The sequence below is a fragment of the Paenibacillus sp. MAEPY2 genome, from assembly GCF_000499205.1.
GTDB lineage: Bacteria > Bacillota > Bacilli > Paenibacillales > Paenibacillaceae > Paenibacillus > Paenibacillus vandeheii.
Genome location: NZ_AWUK01000069.1, coordinates 1 through 21016, shown reverse-complemented (window position 1 = coordinate 21016; position 21016 = coordinate 1). Strand labels below are relative to the sequence as shown.

Annotated in this window: 19 protein-coding genes and 1 riboswitch; of the genes, 3 read left to right on the top strand and 16 right to left on the bottom strand. The window is 44.0% G+C overall.

Annotation, left to right across the window (positions count from 1 at the left end; genetic code table 11):
* Positions 1-117: 117 nt before the first annotated feature.
* Positions 118-1350 (bottom strand): cytochrome P450, encoded by a 1233-nt coding sequence (locus P364_RS0133675; protein ID WP_024634365.1) that lies wholly within the window; start codon positions 1348-1350, stop codon positions 118-120.
* Between the two features lie 322 nt (positions 1351-1672).
* On the opposite strand from P364_RS0133675, the gene P364_RS0133670 reads away from it, so the two are divergent.
* Positions 1673-2332 carry a hypothetical protein gene (locus tag P364_RS0133670; RefSeq protein ID WP_024634364.1) on the top strand — a complete coding sequence of 220 codons (660 nt, stop codon included), beginning with the start codon at positions 1673-1675 and terminating at the stop codon, positions 2330-2332.
* A 69-nt stretch (positions 2333-2401) separates the two neighbouring features.
* Here P364_RS0133670 and P364_RS0133665 read toward each other — a convergent pair whose 3' ends face one another.
* Positions 2402-3007, bottom strand: coding sequence for a TetR/AcrR family transcriptional regulator (locus tag P364_RS0133665; protein WP_024634363.1), 606 nt, complete (start codon positions 3005-3007; stop codon positions 2402-2404).
* A 283-nt stretch (positions 3008-3290) separates the two neighbouring features.
* Here P364_RS0133665 and P364_RS0133660 point away from each other — a divergent pair, with 283 nt between their 5' ends.
* Complete coding sequence (locus P364_RS0133660) at positions 3291-4730, top strand: DHA2 family efflux MFS transporter permease subunit (protein ID WP_052016884.1); 1440 nt, start codon at positions 3291-3293, stop codon at positions 4728-4730.
* Between the two features lie 158 nt (positions 4731-4888).
* On the opposite strand, the gene P364_RS0133655 is transcribed toward P364_RS0133660, so the two are convergent.
* The 5 genes from P364_RS0133655 to P364_RS0133635 all read right to left on the bottom strand — a co-directional run bounded on the left by P364_RS0133655 (position 4889) and on the right by P364_RS0133635 (position 8709).
* The gene (locus P364_RS0133655) at positions 4889-5788 is read right to left on the bottom strand and encodes a TetR/AcrR family transcriptional regulator (RefSeq protein ID WP_024634361.1); all 900 of its coding nucleotides are present in this window, start codon (positions 5786-5788) and stop codon (positions 4889-4891) included.
* A gap of 50 nt (positions 5789-5838) precedes the next feature.
* A complete protein-coding gene (locus P364_RS0133650; RefSeq protein WP_024634360.1) occupies positions 5839-6372 on the bottom strand; it encodes a GNAT family N-acetyltransferase in 534 nt (177 codons plus the stop codon).
* A 42-nt stretch (positions 6373-6414) separates the two neighbouring features.
* Positions 6415-7086, bottom strand: coding sequence for a thiaminase II (gene tenA, locus P364_RS0133645; RefSeq protein ID WP_024634359.1), 672 nt, complete (start codon positions 7084-7086; stop codon positions 6415-6417).
* Between the two features lie 120 nt (positions 7087-7206).
* Positions 7207-7305, bottom strand: a riboswitch (TPP riboswitch).
* A gap of 46 nt (positions 7306-7351) precedes the next feature.
* A complete protein-coding gene (locus tag P364_RS0133640; RefSeq protein WP_024634358.1) occupies positions 7352-7570 on the bottom strand; it encodes a hypothetical protein in 219 nt (72 codons plus the stop codon).
* A gap of 8 nt (positions 7571-7578) precedes the next feature.
* Complete coding sequence (locus P364_RS0133635; protein ID WP_024634357.1) at positions 7579-8709, bottom strand: NAD(P)/FAD-dependent oxidoreductase; 1131 nt, start codon at positions 8707-8709, stop codon at positions 7579-7581.
* 241 nt (positions 8710-8950) lie between these two features.
* On the opposite strand from P364_RS0133635, the gene P364_RS0133630 reads away from it, so the two are divergent.
* The gene (locus P364_RS0133630) at positions 8951-9766 is read left to right on the top strand and encodes an AraC family transcriptional regulator (protein ID WP_024634356.1); all 816 of its coding nucleotides are present in this window, start codon (positions 8951-8953) and stop codon (positions 9764-9766) included.
* Here the strand turns inward: P364_RS0133630 and P364_RS0133625 are convergent.
* From P364_RS0133625 to P364_RS0133580, 9 genes are all read right to left on the bottom strand, one after another.
* Positions 9763-10404, bottom strand: a complete 642-nt coding sequence (locus P364_RS0133625) for an HAD family hydrolase (protein WP_024634355.1) — start codon at positions 10402-10404, stop codon at positions 9763-9765. The genes P364_RS0133630 and P364_RS0133625 overlap by 4 nt on opposite strands.
* Positions 10405-10450: 46 nt before the next feature.
* Positions 10451-11044, bottom strand: coding sequence for a DUF1349 domain-containing protein (locus tag P364_RS0133620; RefSeq protein WP_024634354.1), 594 nt, complete (start codon positions 11042-11044; stop codon positions 10451-10453).
* A 65-nt stretch (positions 11045-11109) separates the two neighbouring features.
* Positions 11110-12354 (bottom strand): MFS transporter, encoded by a 1245-nt coding sequence (locus P364_RS0133615; protein ID WP_024634353.1) that lies wholly within the window; start codon positions 12352-12354, stop codon positions 11110-11112.
* Between the two features lie 85 nt (positions 12355-12439).
* Positions 12440-13471 carry a zinc-dependent alcohol dehydrogenase gene (locus P364_RS0133610; RefSeq protein WP_024634352.1) on the bottom strand — a complete coding sequence of 344 codons (1032 nt, stop codon included), beginning with the start codon at positions 13469-13471 and terminating at the stop codon, positions 12440-12442.
* A gap of 61 nt (positions 13472-13532) precedes the next feature.
* Entirely contained in the window at positions 13533-14813 is a 1281-nt protein-coding gene (locus tag P364_RS0133605; RefSeq protein WP_024634351.1) for an aminotransferase class III-fold pyridoxal phosphate-dependent enzyme, read from the bottom strand.
* A 33-nt stretch (positions 14814-14846) separates the two neighbouring features.
* Positions 14847-16001, bottom strand: coding sequence for a glycosyltransferase family 2 protein (locus tag P364_RS0133600; RefSeq protein ID WP_024634350.1), 1155 nt, complete (start codon positions 15999-16001; stop codon positions 14847-14849).
* Between the two features lie 343 nt (positions 16002-16344).
* Positions 16345-16914 carry a TetR/AcrR family transcriptional regulator gene (locus tag P364_RS0133595; protein WP_024634349.1) on the bottom strand — a complete coding sequence of 190 codons (570 nt, stop codon included), beginning with the start codon at positions 16912-16914 and terminating at the stop codon, positions 16345-16347.
* Positions 16915-17119: 205 nt separating this feature from the next.
* A complete protein-coding gene (locus tag P364_RS0133590; RefSeq protein ID WP_024634348.1) occupies positions 17120-18598 on the bottom strand; it encodes an Lsa family ABC-F type ribosomal protection protein in 1479 nt (492 codons plus the stop codon).
* Between the two features lie 445 nt (positions 18599-19043).
* Positions 19044-20780: an NAD-dependent malic enzyme gene (locus P364_RS0133580; RefSeq protein ID WP_024634346.1), complete on the bottom strand. Its 1737-nt coding sequence runs from the start codon at positions 20778-20780 to the stop codon at positions 19044-19046.
* Positions 20781-21016: the final 236 nt, after the last annotated feature.

Genomic DNA, 21016 nt, shown 5'->3' with positions numbered 1-21016 from the left:
CTCTGCCACGGTTGAATCAAAACCAAATGGCTTAAACGATATAAAAGCCGCAGATCGGATGCTGTTAAGCATCCAATCTCGGCTTTTTGTATGAAAAGTATGATATTCGCCTTTCTCCTAATGCCCAATCTTCACGGGCAAGTATGTCAGGGACTGACCTGGAGCCGAGACGGTAAGATGGTTTTCCAATTCAAATGATTCAACCGATTCGATAAAGGGCACCCTTTCTACAAATGCGGTCAAAGCAACACTTAATTCCATTCTCGCCAGTGGAGCACCCAGACAGAAATGTGGACCATTTCCAAAGGTTAGATGTTTTTTGTTATTAGGACGATGAATATTCAATTCGAACGGATTCTCAAATACGTTCTCATCCATATTCGCCGCACTCATCCATGAGATGACAACATCCCCTTTTTTCAGTTGCACACCCAACAGATCATTATCCTTCTTAACCGTCCGATGCCGCTTGGCATTATGAAATCGATAACGAAGCATCTCTTCCACTGCAAGTGGGACAAGCTCAGGGTTCTCTCTTAATTGAACATACAGGTTGGGGTCATCATAGAGAAAAGAATAAAATGTACTGGATACCATGTGACTGGTTGTTTCAATACCGGCTCCGAGCAAAAGCATTGTGGTCCGAACAACCTCATCATCGGAAAATTTCTCGCCGTCCACATCCACCTTCTGCAGATCCGTAATGATATCGTCACCAGGCTGTGTCCGTTTCTGAACGACAATAGGGTACAGGAACTGGTAATACTCCTGCGCTGCGACCTGCTTTTTCAGTTCCATTTCCTCTGCATTTTCGTTATTTGCAGGTTGAAACAGTATGTCTACCCAGCTTTTGAAGCGATGGCTGTCTGTTAGTGGGATACCCAACAAATCAGCCATAACCATTGAAGGCAATGGTGCTGCCAGTGCTTGTACGATATCGATCGTTGTATCGAGCTCGATGTCCTCGACCAGTTGAGTTGCAATGTTCCGAATCCGTGGCTCCCAGTTTTTCAGGCTGCGCGGTGTAAAAGCAGCAGAGAGCAGCGAACGGCTTTTTTGATGGCGCGGGGGATCGATGCTCGAAATATTCATTTTGTCCGGGGGTGTACCTTCCTTGTTTTTGGCACCAACGGATATGGTTGTTCTTGAGCCTTCGGATGAGAAAAATTCATGATTGCTTAGTACCTGCTTAACATCGTCATACCTGAACACATTCCAGGTGTCCGTATCCTCATGATAGTAGACAGGTTTCTCCGACAACATTTTCCGAAACCAGTGAATTGGGAAAAACTCCTCCGATCTTGACTGGAAATTGCTTATATCGTGAACACGAATCACTTCTTTGTACATCCAAACACCGCCTCTCGAACTATTTTTCTTTGTCGGCACATGAATTGACAGTTCAGCGCACAACCCATTTTATACCAATCGTATATTATTTGAAATGAAACTTTTGAACTAAATTCATAATATGTATAATTTAAGGTGTATTTTTATACTATTCGTACATTTAATGATGAAAATTAAGAAGAAATTTGGTTTACTGCTATGTAGTTCCATATCACTAGGAATGAACATGTCTAAACCGAATACGTGGACCATATGGTTTACTATGGTATGCTTGAACACTAGGTTCATTTTTTTGCACATGGGTTCGTTCGGGAGGGATACAGTGAATTGGATACGTCCATTGAATAGAGGAGAATCTGTCTTTAAAGTTAAAAATAATCGCATTGTCTACTTTGCAAAATTATCTATTCCACTTAATGCCCTTATCGCAGTTGGAAAAATATTCTTAGGGATCTACTCCCTCTCTTTCTTTTTATGCATTAACGCCTTCTATAATATCGGCATTGCTGTTGCCAAGTATTTCGCAGCAAAAGCACATGAGGACTCGAATCTTGATGATTCCAGCCCGGAGGAAATCCTAAAAAAACAATACGCTGCATACCGATTTATAGGCAATATTGTACTCGCTTCAAGTGTGGTGTACATCATTTATTGCAGTAAATTATTATTTGTTGCAAGCAGCAGAACACATTATCCTCACTATGTTGCCTTCATTATAGCTGCCGTTACTTTTACCGAAATTGCGGTATCTCTTGGGGGCGCGATTATGGCGAGACGGAATAATGAGCCAGTCATTGAAGCTATCAAGCTGACAAATTTCTCCTCATCCTTGATTTCCCTTTCCTTAACACAAACTGCGATTATGTCATTCACATACAAAGGAGATCCCACCTTTTACAATGGACTGTCAGGTATTATTTTTGGTGCTCTTGCAGCACTCATTGGGCTGTATATGATATTACGAACTCCGGCAGATGAATAGCCATTTTATAATCCGTTGAAAAGACATCCGCGTATAGTTGATCCTGACTATCGTTGGATGTTTTTTTGGTTATATCAAATCATTGTAAGAATAAGCCCGAATTAAAGAAAACTGTTTGGCAAGAAAATGTGGTGCATAGGGCATGTCATTGCGAAGCCAGGATACAATGGTTCCTATCAGGGCTGAGGAACTGTACCAGATGGCGATCTCCTTATGAATACCCGCTTGTGCAAGAGAACTTCCTATCTCCAAACTTTCAATCTTGGCCGATACGAGTCTCGTTAACAATTTCAAGAGCCTTTCCGTAAAAATGGGTGTGCGTCTGGATGCAAGAACAACACGATAGAATTTGGAATGGTCGGCAAAGTGTTCAAGCAATTTCACAAGCACAGGCCAACCATCGTCTTTGGCAGCATCCTCTAACGGAGGAGCATACTCGTCCACGATCCGTTCAATGTGCTCGATCATCTCGTCCGCCATTTTCTCCATCATGTCTGTGATGTCCCGATAATGCAGATAGAAGGTCACACGGTTGATCGTCGCTCGTTCTGCAATCCGATTGACCGACAATTTTTCGATGTCCATTTCCTGCAAAAGATCTACAAAAGCATCACGAATCAACTGCCTCGTACGAAGTATACGAGGGTCTGTAGCAGACTTCTTTTCGTTTTTCATCGCAAAATCCCCTCCTCAAATTTTAAAAATTACAATTTTAAATGATCAGTCGTTTATTTGCGAATTAGACTACATATTTTATTTTTCCGTAAAATAAGCAACGAAAATACCCAAAATCGTAAATTGTATTCTTCGGGAATATGTATATAATTCAATAGATACAATGTAAACTATACAACACGTTGTAAATTTAGTCACGTGTGGATTGAAAGGATGGAATGGATTGAGCCAGGCTAGATTAAAAGAAAGAGATGACGTAAAAAAGGGCCCCATACTGTTTGTTATGATTTTGGGTGCATTTCTTGCCACATTGAACCAAACCGTAATGAGTGTGGCAACTCCGGAGCTGATGGGTGATTTTAATATCTCAGCAGCAACAGCCCAATGGTTTACAACAGGTTACATGCTGGTGAATGGTGTACTTATTCCCATCACGGCCTATTTCATGCAACGCTTCTCGACACGGCAATTATTTCAAGCTTCGATGTTTATTTTCCTCATCGGTACGATTATATCTGCCCTTGCGAGTAATTTCGGTACACTGCTGACAGGGCGTATGGTTCAAGCAGCCGGTGCTGGTATTATCATGCCATTGTTAATGCATGTCATTCTAACCTTGTTCACTCCTGAGAAAAGGGGCGCCGCAATGGGCATGGTCGGTTTTGCCATCATTTTCGCTCCGGCGATTGGGCCGACCCTTGCTGGTTATATTCTTGAAAATTACACATGGCAAACGATGTTTTACGGGATGATTCCACTAACTGTTATCGTTATTGGTTTTGCGTTTGTATACCTCAAAAATGTATCGGAACGAGTCAATACCAAATTCGACACACTCAGTGTATTGCTGTCCACGATTGGATTTGGTGCATTACTGTATGGCTTCAGCCGGGCGGGAAGTCTGGGATGGTCAAGTGCAGAAGTCATCATATGCCTTGCAGCAGGAGTTGTTTCTCTTGGACTATTCACATGGAGACAACTTGCATCTGCAAATCCCCTGCTCGATCTGCGGGCCTTCAAGTATAATATGTTCTCTCTGACCACGATCATTAATATCGCGATCACGATGATCATGTATGCCGATATGATGCTGCTTCCGTTATACCTCCAAAATGCACGGGGTTACACTGCATTGGAGTCCGGATTATTGCTTCTTCCAGGAGCGCTTGTCATGGGCTTCCTGATGCCGATTACGGGTAGATTGTTTGACCGTTTTGGCGCAAAATGGCTGGCGATTATCGGGATGGTTATCACAATCGTAACCACTATCGGGTTCATTGATTTAACCGATTCTACCAGCTACACCTACCTGGTATTAATGTCAACAGGTCGCCGAATTGGTATGGCCTTGCTCATGATGCCAATTCAAACGGCAGGTTTGAATCAGCTGCCACCACGACTTGGACCACACGGTACAGCGATATCCAATACCGTTAGACAAGTGGCTGGCGCAGTTGGTACTTCATTACTCGTGAGTGTAATGACCAGTCGTACAATGACACATGCGCAAGATATGGTTGCAACGGGTGCAGCCAACGGATTAACGAAGCAGCAGTTGGGAATGGAGTCCATGATTCAGGGAATTAATGATGCTTACGTTGTCATTATCGGCATTGCTGTTCTCGGATTGTTACTTTCCTTCTTCATTAAACGTACCAAACAGGCAACAGAGGACGATTCCAAACAGCCTATAAGACAAAAAGTCTCCATGAATACAAATTAAAAATAGCATTTACATGAATTGCATCTTGTAGAGTGCTTGGTACCTTATACAAAAAAGCGGCAGATCCGGACCCTAAGCTTTGTCCAATCTGCCGCTTTTTGTGTATTGAATTATGAATATAGCCTTATCACATAAGTAAGATCAACTTCGTTATCGTCTCATTTCGTGCTCCCCATCGGGACACGCCTGATTTGTTCGAGATATGATCTGCAATCCTTGACAATCCTGCTTGCATCGCCTTGAAGAGAACCCGATTCAAATTCCGTCTGAAATGCCTGTAGAGTTACTTCCAACATGGAAATATTGATCTCTTTCTGCTCGACTAAGGAAAGCAGCCCTTTTGTTAATTCTTTTGCTTTAATAGACACTTCCGATTGGAGAATGGAATAACTGAATTTCTGAAGACCTGCAATCAGGCTGTTTTTATCCAGCGCAATGTCTTTAGAATCTGGAGCAATCATCGAAAGACTAGGAAAATCAATAATGTGCTCCTGTCTTTCCAGCATGGAACGAAGCAAAATTTCGATATAATTCAGCACTTTTGGCACAAGATGACTCCAATCCGGTTGGTCGAGATGGAAATTTCTCCACGTATTTGAGATTTGATGTACCATGCCAAAACAAAAAATAGCTCCTTCAAAAGCAAAGGGTTTTAATTCTTCACCAAATACCTGTACCAGTCTTTCTGACAACCAATTTAACTGCATGCGAGTCAGATTTGCCACATCACATTTTCCAGAATAAAAGCCTGTCCAGAATAGCTCCACAACACGCTGTTTTTCAGGCAAAATCATCGGCATCATAATCTGATCCACCAGTAAATCAAAATCGGAAGCATAGCTTTGACTCTCCAAATTTTTGCGAATCATCATGTCTTCCTGTACACGTTGCTCCAGAATAGCAAGAATACAATCATCTTTCGAACTAAAAAATTTATAAAATGTTCCTTTGGACACACCCGACTCATCTAGGATCATTTGTATGGAGGTGCTGGTCACTCCATGTTTCTCAAAGAGCACAAGCGCAGAGTCCAATAACATTTGTTTCCGTTTATTCATAAGTTCCCCCTGGATGATTTCGGTGGTTCACGTCACGATATCTTGATCATCTAGCGTAAATCCACTGCAAACATCAGATGTTCCTTCCATATCCCCCTGATTTTAATATTCTGGCGATCCGTCTCCTGGAAACCCGCCTTACGCAGCACTCGGATCGATCCGGCATTATCGGGCAGCGCACCTGCCTCCACGCGTTTTATTCCCGCATCATTCATGGCAAAACTCAGTGCTAGCCCAAGGGCTTCACTCATGTAGCCCTTGCCATTGTGCGCCTGGTCGAGCACATAACCTACGATCCATTTTTGCTTGGAATCCAGTTCAAGCTCGAACAGAGAGATCTCCCCAATGAGCTCATTTGTCGTGTTCAGGAAGATTCCGAAAGAATAACGCTTCCCTTCTTCCCTGGCCTTGTTCCAACCTTCAAGCAGGGTGACCTGACCCTCCAGCGTATAGAATGTCTCCGATCGTTCACTTGCCGAAATCTCTTCAAAAACAGCCCGATTGCGGAGCTGTACATCCAGCAGTGATGCCGCGTCCTCCATGTTCAAAAATCGTAAATAGATGCGTTCTCCACGATTGTTCATCTGTATGTTCATCCTTGTCTCTGGTTGTAGTCTATTTCATCATTAGAAGTACGAGAGTTTCCGTTTATACGCCATATCCCAGAACAGATATTCAAATTCAACGCTTCTTCTGAATATGTCCTCAATGGCTTCCAGTTCCTGCTCGGTTTTATGTTCACATAATGCATCCAGTGTATCATAGAACCATTCGAATGAGTCGCGGAATTCATCACTTGCATAATTTTCGATCCAAGTCTGATAGAAATTACCCTCTAATGAATCCCCATATTGTTCTTTTAATCTTGTGGCATAGTCGTAATATGTCCACGCACAAGGGAAAATGACGGCGATGATTTCGGCAACCCCGCCTGTTTGAGCGACACTCATCATATTTGACGTATATGCCTTGTTGAACAGAGATGGTTTGACAGTATGATGTTCATCCAGCGTTATCCCAAATTCATTCATGTAATTCCGGTGCAAATCCATTTCTTCGTACAGAATAGCGTGTTGAACATCCGTAAAGTTCGTCATCAGTTTTTCATCCGTAGCCTTCACTGCACCCATCGCAAAAATCTTCGCATATTCAATCAGATATGTATAGTCCTGGAGTAGATAAAACTTAAACGCTTCCTGATCCAGTGTGCCTTTCCCCATCTCGTGTAAAAAAGGATGATTGTATCCATCTTCCCATACGGTTATGGACTTGTCTTTTAACGTTCTTGAAAATGACATGATCAGTTCTCCTTTGTCCAAATCATATTGTCCCATCTGCAATCCAGCTATTGCTTCCTGTTATGAAATATGCAAACCAAAAAGCCCTTGTCCTAATTTCGGCAAGGGCAAAAATAACATGAGTACATGTCATTTGCTCCCTACGTCAGTATTAACTAACAGGTTCAAAGGGTCAGGTTTTAACCTTCTCAACTGCGAACAGTCCCCCTGCAAATAGCTCAGGCTTATTACAACATGTGTATTTCCAAATGTCAAACTATTCCTATTAATCTTCGAGTTTGCCTAATTCCTCTTGCAAGCTCTTAAGACGGGTGCGAATAGTTTCAATCCTATTCTGCACTTCACTTAACTGGTTCAAATCCCTTTCGTATGCCTGTTCCTCTTCCTTGGCTTTTGCCAATTCATCCTCTGCAACGCCAATCTGGTGCTCCAGATATATGATATCTGAAGAGCTGCCGTGAGTTAAACGCTGTGAATATGTCATGGTTCACCTCATTTCTGGTCTTCCATTGCTTTTCCTATATTATATGGCTGAATATCGATGTCCAAATCCATACCCAGGGCCAATTTGGCCAGTTGACTTCCTATAAAGGGCCCCATCGTCAGACCTGATGCTCCAAGCCCGTTGGCTGTGATCAATCCATCCCAACCAGAAACAGCACCCATTACCGGAAGAAAACCCGGTGTGAACGGACGGAAGCCTACTCTCACCTCCTGAAACGTGCTATCAGCTAAACCGGGAGCCAGTTCCAAACCTTTATTCAATATTTCCTGCATTCCGCCTGCGGTTACTCTTGTATCATAGCCTTCAATATCATTTTCGTGAGTCGCCCCAATCACAATCTTCTGTTGATCAAAGGCTAACAAATATTGATCCGAAGGAGGCATGACCACAGGCCATTTCCCCGTGTCTTCTCGATCGTGAACCTGCAAATGCATAATTTGTGCCTTCTGATAATGAACCTTAAATTCAATGCCCAAGGGCTTGAACAGTTCTTTGGCCCAAGCGCCGGCACACACAATAACCTCGTCAGCCGATATGACTTTCCCGTCAACAACTACTCCAATTACCCGATTCGACTCATGTTGAAGTGTCGCGTCCCCATCAATCAGGACCGCTCCATTTCGCTGTGCCGATCGGATCAAGGCATCGCGCAGCGCACGCCCATCGATACGCGCAGCACCGCTGATGTACACGGATTGAAAAGTTTCCTCTAATAGAGGAAAACGCTGATGGGTTTCTTTTGCATCCAACAGGGTAATATCACCAATCTCCGGTGCATCTTCTTTACGAAGATGTGCCCGGCCCTGCATCTTGTTAAGTTTCTCCACATCGGTATGAATACTAAGCGCACCCACTTGAGCGTAACCCGTTTCCGTTTCCCCTTCACTCTTAAGTTCTTCAATCAACCCGGGATAGAAACGTGCACCTGCCTTGGCAAGCTGATACCAGTCCTGATTACGACGTTGGGACAACCAGGGACAGATAATCCCGGCAGCGGCATCCGTAGCCTGCCCTCGATCTTTCCGATCTATAATAAGGACCTCTGCACCCCATTTTGCTAATTGATAGGCTGTTGATGCCCCAAGAATTCCTGATCCTATGACGATGACTTTCTTCATGATTGCATTCCTCTCCTAAATCACTGTATCCATTATAGCCTATACTGTTCGACATGATAATGGCAAGGCATCGGCATGATGATACATATTCCTAAAAGGTTTTCGGTAAAAGCTCATCGGATTGAAAACATTATTTAAATTATTGTTAATTATGTAATATAATTCAAATCAAGTTTCTTTTAACGCAGTATCCGCGCCATTTACGCACACGACCTTTAACGAAATGAGGAATAACACAACGATGCCGAAACGTAGTATGGGGAATTCGCTGGATACCGATATGCCACTTATGATTACAGGCCAAAACCAGCTGACCGTAGATGAATTGATCCATTGGAGCGACCATTCACGGGATTACAGCATTGTTCAGTGTATCGGGGGAACTGGGAAAATCGCAGCCAAAAATCATGAGTACTCGATTCGGGAAGGAACCGCTCTTATTATGTTCCCAGAGGTGACGTACCGTTACGACAATTTGAGTGATTCATTGTTGTTCGATTGTCTGTCCTTTAATGGCTATTTATTGCCCCGGTTTCTGCATACCTTGCAGATCGGGGAGCTGCGCGCCTTCAAGCCGGACGGAATGCTTCATATCCTGTTGCATGAAATAACGTTGGCGCTGCAGTCCCGGCACAAGGATCAGATCTGGCATGTATCTGCACTGCTGTACATGCTTCTGGTCAGGTTAACCATTGAGGGTGAGCGTTATGGCGCTTTTGAACGCTCGGATGCCCGCCTAAAGCTGGGCGGACTTGTCACGTTTATCAAACAAAATTATCATCAGGATATTTCACTCTCCATGCTGGCACAGCAGATGAATGTCACCGAACAGCATTTGAATCGAATATTTAAAAAGGAATTTCAAATGACTCCGCTTGATTATCTGACACGATATCGGTTGTTGAAAGCCAAGGAATTGCTCGTCCATGACGCCGGGATAACTGCTCATGAGATAGCCAGAGCTGTCGGATTTAACAGCGCCAGTTACTTTGGATCCGTATTCAAAAAATATGAAGGGATCTCCCCTATCGAGTTACGCAAACAATATCAGGGTTAAAGGATTTCCATTGTGATCTCTGCCAGCGAGGTTAACCGCAGATCATACTTCGTGAATTCCAGATTACGCGTTACCTCGTTAGGCACAATGACACAGCGAATCCCAGCGGCTTTGGCTGCCTTTAGTCCATTGGGGGAGTCTTCGAACACAACCGCTTCGGATGCCTCGATCCCGAGACTCTCCAGGGCAAGCAGGTACAATTCCGGGTCCGGTTTGACCCGCTTGACGTCCTCGGCGGTATGAATGACATCGAATAATTCGAAAATGCCAAGTGTGCGCAAATACCCATGAACCCAATCCCGGGTAGAGCTGGAAGCAACGGCAAGGCGAATTCCCTTTTCACGAGCAGCGTGGAGCAACTCATGCACCCCCGGAAGAATTGCTGCCTGTCCCAGATATGCTTCATATTTCTGTTCAGAGAGCAACTTGATATGATCGTGATCAATCGGCTTTTGCAGCACTTGCTCCAGATACAGAAACGGATGAAATTCCTCAAATGATGTCCCTACATTTTTCGACCAAAGCTCCAAGCTAAGTTCAATTCCATGCTCTTTATAAATCTCGCGAAAGGCATAGAACCAGGGGGTCTCCGTGTCTACAATAAGTCCATCAAAATCCAAAATAAAGGCTTTTACCATTCAGCTTTTCTCCCTCCAATGATCAGCCGATGGCAGGGAGATGGGCTTAGAAGCGTGCAGTCACGTCTGGACGGGTAACATTCATGGATAAAAAGTGACAGGTACAGCCCGTTCCAGCTGGTGACTGTCCAACAACTCCAGCCCGGATCTCCCCCTCCATCGGCATGCCAAAATATCGAATCAGTTTCCACTCCACCCCATCGGGTGAATAAAAAAATGAAATGCAGTCCTCCACTTTGCGTATGCGCAGATAAGGATTGGTTACGGGAACTTCAACCGAGTTGCAATCGTCAGATGAACCATCCTTCGTGACCACCGACACAATAGTAGCTGCTTTTCCATCATACTCAAAACAAAGCTTGCACCAGTTTCGTTCATCCGCCATCACCATCAAACAACCGGAATCATACTGATGTTTCATGTCCACGGTTAGCTGGGTTGTCATCTCGAAATCATTAGGAACGGGCATCGACAGAAACGGTGCAGTTGCACGGATATGTTTACCCGCCGGGTCCTGAAAAAAGTCCGTATCGGCCTGAGCTTCTACAATAAGTACGCCTTGATCCGTATACGACCAGGTATTCGGCTCATTGATCCACTTCATTTGGTTTTTTGTTTCTGCTGCAAATACATTTGTCATTTCTTTGCCTCCCAGGTTCATTTTCTGTATTATATATTCGTTTTATATACAGAAAACCCCTTCCCCTACATATTTTTGTAAGTTCCAATCACTTGGGAGTGCTTTTGGGGATCAGAAAGGAATAACATAATGACCATGAGTACGATGTAAAGTGCAAGAATGACACTAAATAACAGCACAGGATTATAGTGATACAACAGACCTGTCAGGTAGCCTGAGGGAATAGCTGTTAACGTCATGACGGTCTGCACAGCCGAGAACATATCCGCTTTTTCATGTGTACCCAATCGATTCATGAGCAGGGAGTCCCGGTACGTTTGCAAGATGAAATTACCTGCCGCCAGTACGATCAAAGTCAGAAATAACATGGCTATATTCCCTACAGGTATCAACAGAAAAAGGATTGCCCCGGCTGTACTCAGAATGATGGAGAACCCGACATATTTTTCTTCCGAACGTCGTTTCAGACGAGGGATGATGACCAAATATAGCAGCATGACGGTTACTGCGGTGACAACCGGGATAAATGAAATAATCTGATCATTGAATTTTAACTGTTCCTTGAAAAAAATCACTTGAAAAAAATTCAGCTGCAGGATCAGATTGGAAAGCACCGTAATCAGAATAATCGGTAAAAGCCTCCGTTTGTAGAACGATTTACCGAATAGGCGCAAACTTGAAGCCAGACTCTGTATCACTCGGGTCTGGCTATGCATACCCATGAGCTCCTTCCCGACTGCTGTCTCATCCGTATATCGGTTACGAATGAAGAACATCACGGTCATCAGGATGCCACCGACAAAATAAATACTGGCTAATGTTGGCACAATGCCAAAATCGGCAATCACTACTCCGGCAATCGGTGTCAATACTCCAGCCCCTGTAATAATCATGTTGAGAATGGCGAATACCTTAGATCGCTTGTGTTCCTCAACATCCTCGATAATCAAACAGTTAAAGGAAACCGTCACAAATTTGGAGGTGGCATTCAGCAGGTAAGCCATCAGAAACAGCCAAAAATTCTGAGAAAAAGCCCAGATGAACATGGGAACACTCCAGGCAATCAGATCAAAAATCAGCGTTGTTCGCTTGCGACCGAGCTTATTCGTGATTGAACCCGCAAACAACTGAAATATAAACGCAAAATAAAGATTCACCGAATTGATCAAACCGATTTCGATATCCGAAAGTCCGGCTTCCTTCATATATAAGGGAGCATAAAAAAGAACTATCGTGCCCGGAATGGCCCATACCGGTTCAAGTAAGATGGAGTACCGCGGATTCCTCGGCAAATCCTGTAGCAGCTTCAATCGATTTCTCCCCCTCTTCTGCGGTGGTTTTCACCGCTGCGAATTCCTGCTTTTCGCAGCGGCAAAACCGCCAATGTCTACATGCTTACAAGATCAAAGCTGTTTTAACCGAATTCATGGGCAGAGGCTCACCTGTACGCAGATGATATCCCAGTGTGCCGTTGAACGCCTGTTCATAATCACTCAGCAGTTCTGAAGAGGTAACCATTTGCTCCAGTTCCGGAATGCTTTGTGCGAATTTCAGTGCCGTACTGATCATCGAATGATTAGCCACCGCACCTATGATACTAATTCCGTCATTAATTACGTGTGTCGATTTAAACGTCACTTCATAGCTGTCGTCATAGCCCATAGGAATGATTCTGCCCCCTTTGGCAATCAGTTCAAATCCCACATGAAGCTGGTTTCCGACTGCATCGACCACGATATCAAATTTCTTATTGTTATTGATCTCATATACTTTATCCAGCGTGAGTTCCTGAGGATAGAAAACATGATCGGCAATGCCTACAGCAAACTCTTTGCGGTATGGATCTACTTCTGTTCCTACAGTAAGCCTAGCTAGTCGTTTACTCACAAGCTGACATAATGAACCAATGGCCCCGGAACCCAGGACAAGAACAGAATCACTTGGCTTAACCCCTGCTTTCATGAACGTCTGCAGCACACAACCAAGTGGCTCGATCATCATCGCTGTTTCCCAACTCATGGAATCAGGAATCGGATAAATATACTTTTCATCCCCGACGTAATATTCTGCAAATGTACCATGGGTGGTCATACCAACCTGATGGTCATCAAAGTTTTCGCAATAGATGAACAAACCTTCACGGCAATAAGAACAAATGCCACAGGATTGGGTCGGATCAATTAACACCCGATCTCCTACCTGAAGTCCCCGAACCTCTGACCCCACCTCTACTACAGTGCCCACGCCTTCATGACCGATAATCGTTCCTTTGTTGGCCGGCACTTTACCTTTGACGATGTTCAAATCCGTACCACAGATGCCAGAACCATAAATTTCCACTTTAACCTGATCTGCCTTTTGAATGCTCGGCTCCTCAATATCCTGAAACGCCACCTGTTTAAGATCCTGATACACCAGTGCTTTCATTGAATACTCCTCCTAGTCGATTTTCTTGTTTGGACAAAAATTATAAACGTTTTCGGAAATCTCAATTCGAAAGGTGTTCCTGTTTCAGAACTTCTTTCCAGTCCGATAGTGTCTGCAAAAGAGCTTCCTCCACCCAGAGCAATTCTTCCCGGGTATGAGCATCCGAGAAAATAAAATACCCTTTGGTGAAAATTCCGAAGTGGGCCATTCTTTTTACGATAAACTCACGGAAAGGATCCGTGTGAAAGTTATCCTCCGAAATAGAGCTAATGGAGAAGCTCGCATAGGTACCCTTCAACACCAATTGATCGGTTAATCCAAGAAGCACGAGTTCAGCTTCAATCAGATCCATGATCCGGACTGTAGCATCCCGCCAGCTAGGCCATACTTTTGCGCTTTTCATCAATCGCTCACATGCAATTGCTGCCGCCAGCGCAGTGGTCTCGCTGGAATGGGCATTGCTGAATCTGACCTGTCCTGATAACGACATCAGATGTTCCGGTCCCATTACGGCTGCGAGAGGCAGTCCATTCGCCATGCCTTTGGAAATGCAAAGCAGATCCGGCCAGATGTCATACTCCCCGGCTGTAGCTTGCTTGCCCATTCGAATACCAGAGGTCACTTCGTCAAATATGACAATGATATCCAATGAACGACATAAGGATACGACCTGCTCCAACGGCTCACGTTTCCATTCATTCGGGCAAAGAACAATACAGGCGATATCCTCGGGAGAGGATTTAATTTGGGATTCGATACGCTCTGGCGAGGGCTTGTCTACCCAGATGGTTGTACGTTCTATATCCACGGGGATGCCTCGCTCTTTCGTTTCGCGGCCATAGTACCCATAGGCAGACCAGTCGTGCCAACCATGATAGGCAGTCGCGATGACCCTGCTTTTTCCACTTCCTGCACGTGCCAGACGTACAGCTCCGCTGACTGCATCAGCTCCGCTTTTGGTGAATCGCAATGAGGGGTAACGGCCTTCAAATCGCTCCAAAATCAGTTCAGCGCATTCAAGTTCAATGTCAGCAGGAATGGAATAGCTTACGCCTTTTTTCAGCTGATGGATGACCGTTAGTTGAACTTCGTGCCGAGCATGTCCCCATGGTGCCGTACCCATGGCCATCTCACAATCCAGCCATTCATTACCATCGATATCGATAAAACGGGAATTACGTGCTTCGGCGCAGCATACAGGCGTATATCCCGGGAATAATCGTTCTGGTGCTTTGGCTAACGTACTGCATCCGCTCGGAATTACTTTTTCGACATGTTCCAACCACTCCAGATTCCGGGTAAACCTTACGGCACGGTCCAACGTGCTCTCTTTTGAATTCACCTTTCGTTCCTCCCTGTTTATTTGGTTTGTGTGTTAGCGAACTTTGGAACCGGGCCAGCAGCCATCATATATGCGATCCATGGTAATGACATTGCCATACAGGTCAATAATCAGATCTTTGGCCCGATGAGCATGTCTCATCTCGATCCAATAACGGTTTTCCAGCAAACGAGCGAAATTGTCCACCAAAAACAATAATCGCTTCTCGCTATGAATCAGCTCCTTGCCCAGAACCTGCGGAAGCCAGATGGCTCCATTAGAGTTAAAGCGGTTGGAATAGTCACGCACCTCGGCAACAGGTGCAATATTTGCTTCCTCCAGCTTGGTCCAGAATGTATCCGCGTCACTGCGAACCTCTGCAAGATCAATACCAACGATTGGCAGATGCTGATATTCACGCTGGTTATTAAGCTGTTCTTTCAGATGACTGAATACGAATGGCCAAACATCGGCCTCAATTTCCCCACCCCACTTTTTCCAAAAACGTGCCAGATTGTTTTTCCGGTTGAAGTTGCGATGAATGCCACTGCTGCGCTCCCAGTGATAGGCGAGAATATTCGGGTTAATGACCGTATCATACCCGGCTGCTCGTGCTCGCATCTGATAGTCAAAATCCTCATATCCGTTAAAGAACTTCTCATCCAGCTCGCCGACCGTTTCATACACTTCCCTCTTCATGCCGAACATGGCGAATACGACAAGCTGAACCGAAAATGTTTCCTTCGGAATGTCATCAGGCGATGCGTTCAGGAATAAATGTCGGCCAATCGTGTCAGCAAAAGCAATACCACAATGCTGCACACCTCCCGTTTGCGGATATAACAAGACCCCACCAATCATGCCGATTGTAATGTCAGTATCCAGTGTCTCTTTCATCATCGGTTGCCAGTTTGGTTGAAGAATCGTGTCGGAATCCAGGAAGAAAATATACTCCCCCTCTGCCCGCCGCAGTGCACTATTGATCGATACAGCGCACCCAAGTGGAAAATCATGCTGGAGAATCTCGATGGTTACACCTTCCCTTACCTCTTGCTTCAGTTTCTCCAGATGCTGTAAAACCGCAGAGCCGGAACCATCGTTGATAAAAATAATTTGAGTGGACGGGCTTACGGTCCGAAGCAGCGAATCGGTGAACAGGTTCAGAATGTTATAGTCCTGGTTGACTGGCACAATAATGGTGTAAAGCATGGAATCCCTCCTGTTGGATATGATGGAATGCGTGCAAAAGCGGCTTGAAACGGTATCGGGTTCAGTGCAGATTATCGACCTCCTTGTCGCAAATTCACTGTCTTAATTTGGTAATGATTTGAATCTACTAGAAATTTATATCATTTTTTGTAAGTTTAAAATCTTAAATTATGAACACTGTTAATTTTTGAATATGTACCCATTAGATCAATTTAATGCTTAGAGCATTTTTTGTTAGCTATCCACGCAAAAAACACGCCCAGAGCCACTCCGTATCCATTGACACGGTTGACTACCAGACGTGCTTCAAATATAACAATACATCATTCCATATAATTAGCGGCTACGATCTGGCCTTGAAGCCATGATAGAACGTATCCACAACCAGAGAAGCTGCCGATTTACGAGCAATATCACCACTTACTACCTGCTGCCAAGTCAGAAACAAGATAGAATACAGCACATCTACAATCCAGTTTTTATTGACATCCTGACGAAAATAATTCTTTTGCTGCAACAAGCTGACCGCATGCAATATCGGCTCTCTCAGCTTCGAATCTGCTCCTTCGATCTCAGGGTTATAGTGAATAGCTGCATCATGGGTAAGGAAAAATATTTTATCACCTAACGGAATGAGCACTTCAATCAGTTCCGGAATATACGTTTCACAGTTTTCTTCATCCAGATGAATGTTTTGCATGGCCTCACTTACAACCTCAATCGCACGCAAGCCCAGGTAAACCATTAATTGTTCGCGACTCTCCACGTAACGATGCAGGGTCGCAATGCCGATTTTTGCAGCTTCTGCGATGTCATTCATGGATGCATTGGGCTTTTCAATCAGCAGTTTGGTTGCTTCGTCCAGGATGGAGTTAAGTCTCGTTTGCTTCATCGATGTCAGTTCTTTTTTCAACGGGTTTACACCTCTTGGGGAGTTTATTCTATATATTGATTCAATAATCCATCATTTGAGTGGAATATAACTATAAAATTATAGCATAGTTCCTCACCATACCAATATCTGAACATGACAAACATCCGCAAATATTGGTGATGTAGCTTAAAAGCTTAAAAGCCGCCTTTCGGCGGCTTTTAGTATCTATGACATTCCCTGTTGCTTATAGCTCGATAATTCTCGTTGCAATATTTGCGCAAAATTCACTGTCATGCTCTACAAACAGAAGGGTCGGGGAATACTCCAACAGCAACTCTTCAATTTGCATACGTGAGATGACATCCACAAAATTGAGAGGTTCATCCCAAACGTGCAAATGAGCTTTCTCACTAAGACTTTTGGCAATTAGCAATTTCTTTTTTTGGCCTGCGCTATACGTTGAGATATCCTTCTCCAACTGCAATCTGGAAAAATCCAGTTTTCTTAATATGGATTTAAACAGGCTTTCATCAATACTCTGGGCGGCCGCAAAGTCAGATAAATGACCTCCGAGATCAGACGTGTCCTGTGACACATACGAGATTTTAAGCTGGTGATCCTTTCGAAAAAGGCCTATATAAGGGATATTCTCACCACAAATCAGTTTAAGGATGCTTGATTTTCCAGATCCGTTTTGACCATAAAGGGCGATACGATCCCCTTTTTCAACCGTGAAACTCACGTCCTTACAAACGACATTGGAATCATATGCAATGGATACATGTTCCAATTCGACGAGTTCCTTCTTGTGATAATCCAGTTGATGAATCTGCAGGCGTTCTGCATTTTCAATATTTTTGAGCAATTTGGACTTTTCCTGAATGGCGGATTGCTGCCTCTGCTCGATATTTTTGGAACGTTTCATCATTTTGGCAGCCTTATGTCCTATATATCCTTTATCCACCTTGGAACCGGAATTTCTCGTACCATTTTTGGTTCTTTCGACTTCATGCGACCATCCACCCGTCCGTTTGGCGGAGTCGGATAAACGCTTGATGTCCTTTATTAATTTCTCATTACTGGCAAGCTCAAACTGATCTTGTCTCTGTTTATTTTCCCACCACGCGGAAAAATTCCCTTTCTGAATCTCGATGTTGTTTTTATTGATGGACAGAATATGATCCACGCTGTTATCCAGAAAGGATCGATCATGGGATACCAAGATAAATCCACTTTTGCTGCGCAGATAATTACTTACAAGTTTTCTCGCATGAATGTCGAGATGATTGGTAGGCTCATCAATGAGCAAAAATCGATTATCCTTCAGGAACAAGGCAGCAAGCATCACCTTCGTTTGCTCTCCGTTGGATAAGGAATCGAAAGGTCGATACAGAATATCTTCCGACACTTTTAACAGGTTAAGCTCACGCACAAGCTGCCAGTGCAGATACTCAGGATAGACCTCTTGAATGACATCGAGGGTCATAGCTCCTTTGTTCTCAACCTGAAACGGAAAGTACTCAAAGCTGACATTTGCAGAAATAGTTCCGCTGTATTCATACTTACCGAGCAGCAGATTGAGGAATGTCGTTTTGCCTCTTCCATTCCTTCCGGTAAAGCCTAATTTCCAATCGGAGTCCAGCTGAAAACTCACATTTTCAAAAATATTATCGTAACTGCCATCATAGGCAAAGGTTAGGTTCGTAACGTTGATTAAAGACATTAAGGATCATCCTTTTTATGTGAAATATAAAAGTTAAGCGGGCGGAGTATTTACCACGACATGGTCCCTCACTTTATATTTGAACATAATCAGAATTTCAATCCGCTTTTGAATAAAAGACACACTTCCCGTGTCAGCATTATGAGAATATATCCTCAAAATAAAAAAAACGCAAAAAAGCCCAATTCACCCGGTGCTTTTTTTGCGTTACATCAACCTGACTATACAATGACGAAACCTGGCGTCCTGGAGCTTAACGCCAAGATGATCTATGCATAGGAGGATAAAGTGCCGGATTCTGATTAGTTATGTTGTGAACCATGTCAATGTCCATGTTCGCTGACAGGTTCACAACAACATCTACAACCTCTAACTCAGTCATCGCTCTATCCCCCCTTTAAAGGCTCAACAATTTAATACCAGAAACTTAACATGGAATGCGTGCTTAGGTCAAGGCGACCTGCTCTGCATTCATTGAGTTATCAAACGCTGCATACAGCGGTTTGTAAACCGGATGCCACATAGCAGCTTTGACGGCCTCTTCCACGTCCTTGAGCTCCACACGCGCTACGCCATCTTCGACTGCCGCTTTGGCGACTGCGACTGCAACTTTGTACGAAACAGCTTGCAGCTCTTTTACTCGTGGCAGAAGTGGAGCACCCGGTGCAGAGGAATCTACCGAATTAGCTACGGCCACTGCTGCTGCGGTGAACATGTTTTTGGTGAATTTCGATGCTTTTGCAACGATAGCGCCCAGTCCCAATCCTGGAAAAACAAAGGCATTATTGGATTGACCGATTTCATATAAAGTGTCATTAAACATGACAGGTTCAAATGGACTGCCTGTTGCAATTAACGCTTTACCATCCGTCCATTCAATCAGACTTCTTGGTGCTGCTTCGGCAAGGGATGTCGGGTTGGACATCGGCATAATGATTGGACGTTCCACATGTTTCGCCATTTCTTTGATAACTTGTTCATTAAAAGCACCAGTCACACCGGAAGTCCCAATCAGGATCGTTGGTTTAATCTGTTTCACAGCTTCCAGTAAACTGACCTGTCCCTGCTCATTCAATACCCAATCTTTCACTTCCGCTGCTTCACGTACATAAGGTTTCTGGAATTCGAACAGACCTTCCGTCTCATCTGTAAGAATTCCACGGTAATCGAATGCCCAGAACCGACTTTCCGCTTCCTCCTGCTCAAGACCTTCTTCCATCATGGCATCACGAATCTGATCCGCATTGCCAATGCCAGCAGCCCCTGGTCCAAATACAAGAACACGATGCTCTCGAAGAGGTACACCCGTCACTTGAACTCCAGACATGATAGCTGCAAGCGTGACAGCGCCCGTTCCCTGTATGTCATCATTAAACGTAAGGAGTTCTTCCCCGTATTTCTTAATAATATTTCTGGCATTCACGCTGCCCAGATCTTCCCAGTGAAGCAGGATATCCGGGAACCACTTTGTTGTTTCTTTCACAAACGCCTCGATAAATTGATCATATTTTTCCCCGCGAATACGTTCATGACGATTGCCCACATACAATGGGTCATTCAGCAATTTGGGATTATTGGTTCCGACGTCCAGTACAACTGGCAGTACACGGCTTGGATCAACGCCCACGGCTGCGGTGTATACGGCCAGTTTGCCAATAGCAATATTGATGCCTCCAACACCCCAGTCTCCGATCCCGAGGATGCTTTCCGAGTCGGTCACCACGATCAGATCCACATCTCCCGCATGCAGGCCACTGTTGCGGAAGGCTTCTTCCAGCCCATCCATATCATTAATGGATAGATAGATACCGCCTGGTCTATGATACTGATTGCTATACTCCTGAATGGCTTGCCCAACCGTAGGTGTATACACAATCGGTAGCATTTCACTAAGGTGCTCCTTCATTAAACGGTAGAATAGTACAATATTTCGGTTAAACAGATCACTAAGCATGATGCTTTTGCGCAAATTATCCGATTCATTTTGCAATTGCTGATATACGCGGCTCACTTGTTCTTCAATATTTAAAACCATCGGCGGCAAAATGCCGTTCAGGTTAAGCTCTCTTCTCTCTTCTTCGGTAAAAGCAGTACCCTTGTTCAACATCGGATTGGACAGAACGTCCTTGCCTTTCAAAGAGGTTTTTAAGTTTCCATTGGAATCCACAAAAAATGAGTTCATTTACTAATTGCCTTCTTTCATGACGTCTCTTCGCTGTCTTTTTAATATATTTTTATCACTTGATAACTTTTAGTTAGTTATAGATCTTCCGATGACAATTATAAGGTATTTTATATGGCATGTAAACGAACTCATGAAACTTTCATGAATGAAATTCAATTTCTCCTTGATAAATAAAATTTATCACTTTGTATTTTTTCAACAAATTCATTTTATGAAAAAGTTCATTTCGAACA

Excerpts from the sequence above, each read along its gene's own strand:
- P364_RS0133650 (WP_024634360.1), bottom strand. The coding sequence starts at position 6,372 with ATGAACAATCGTGGAGAACGCATCTATTTACGATTTTTGAACATGGAG.
- P364_RS0133660 (WP_052016884.1), top strand. The coding sequence starts at position 3,291 with ATGATTTTGGGTGCATTTCTTGCCACATTGAACCAAACCGTAATGAGT.
- P364_RS0133590 (WP_024634348.1), bottom strand. The coding sequence starts at position 18,598 with ATGTCTTTAATCAACGTTACGAACCTAACCTTTGCCTATGATGGCAGT.
- P364_RS0133675 (WP_024634365.1), bottom strand. The coding sequence starts at position 1,350 with ATGTACAAAGAAGTGATTCGTGTTCACGATATAAGCAATTTCCAGTCA.
- P364_RS0133655 (WP_024634361.1), bottom strand. The coding sequence starts at position 5,788 with ATGAATAAACGGAAACAAATGTTATTGGACTCTGCGCTTGTGCTCTTT.
- P364_RS0133630 (WP_024634356.1), top strand. The coding sequence starts at position 8,951 with ATGCCGAAACGTAGTATGGGGAATTCGCTGGATACCGATATGCCACTT.
- tenA (WP_024634359.1), bottom strand. The coding sequence starts at position 7,086 with ATGTCATTTTCAAGAACGTTAAAAGACAAGTCCATAACCGTATGGGAA.
- P364_RS0133620 (WP_024634354.1), bottom strand. The coding sequence starts at position 11,044 with ATGACAAATGTATTTGCAGCAGAAACAAAAAACCAAATGAAGTGGATC.
- P364_RS0133600 (WP_024634350.1), bottom strand. The coding sequence starts at position 16,001 with ATGCTTTACACCATTATTGTGCCAGTCAACCAGGACTATAACATTCTG.
- P364_RS0133665 (WP_024634363.1), bottom strand. The coding sequence starts at position 3,007 with ATGAAAAACGAAAAGAAGTCTGCTACAGACCCTCGTATACTTCGTACG.
- P364_RS0133635 (WP_024634357.1), bottom strand. The coding sequence starts at position 8,709 with ATGAAGAAAGTCATCGTCATAGGATCAGGAATTCTTGGGGCATCAACA.
- P364_RS0133625 (WP_024634355.1), bottom strand. The coding sequence starts at position 10,404 with ATGGTAAAAGCCTTTATTTTGGATTTTGATGGACTTATTGTAGACACG.
- P364_RS0133610 (WP_024634352.1), bottom strand. The coding sequence starts at position 13,471 with ATGAAAGCACTGGTGTATCAGGATCTTAAACAGGTGGCGTTTCAGGAT.
- P364_RS0133580 (WP_024634346.1), bottom strand. The coding sequence starts at position 20,780 with ATGAACTCATTTTTTGTGGATTCCAATGGAAACTTAAAAACCTCTTTG.
- P364_RS0133640 (WP_024634358.1), bottom strand. The coding sequence starts at position 7,570 with ATGACATATTCACAGCGTTTAACTCACGGCAGCTCTTCAGATATCATA.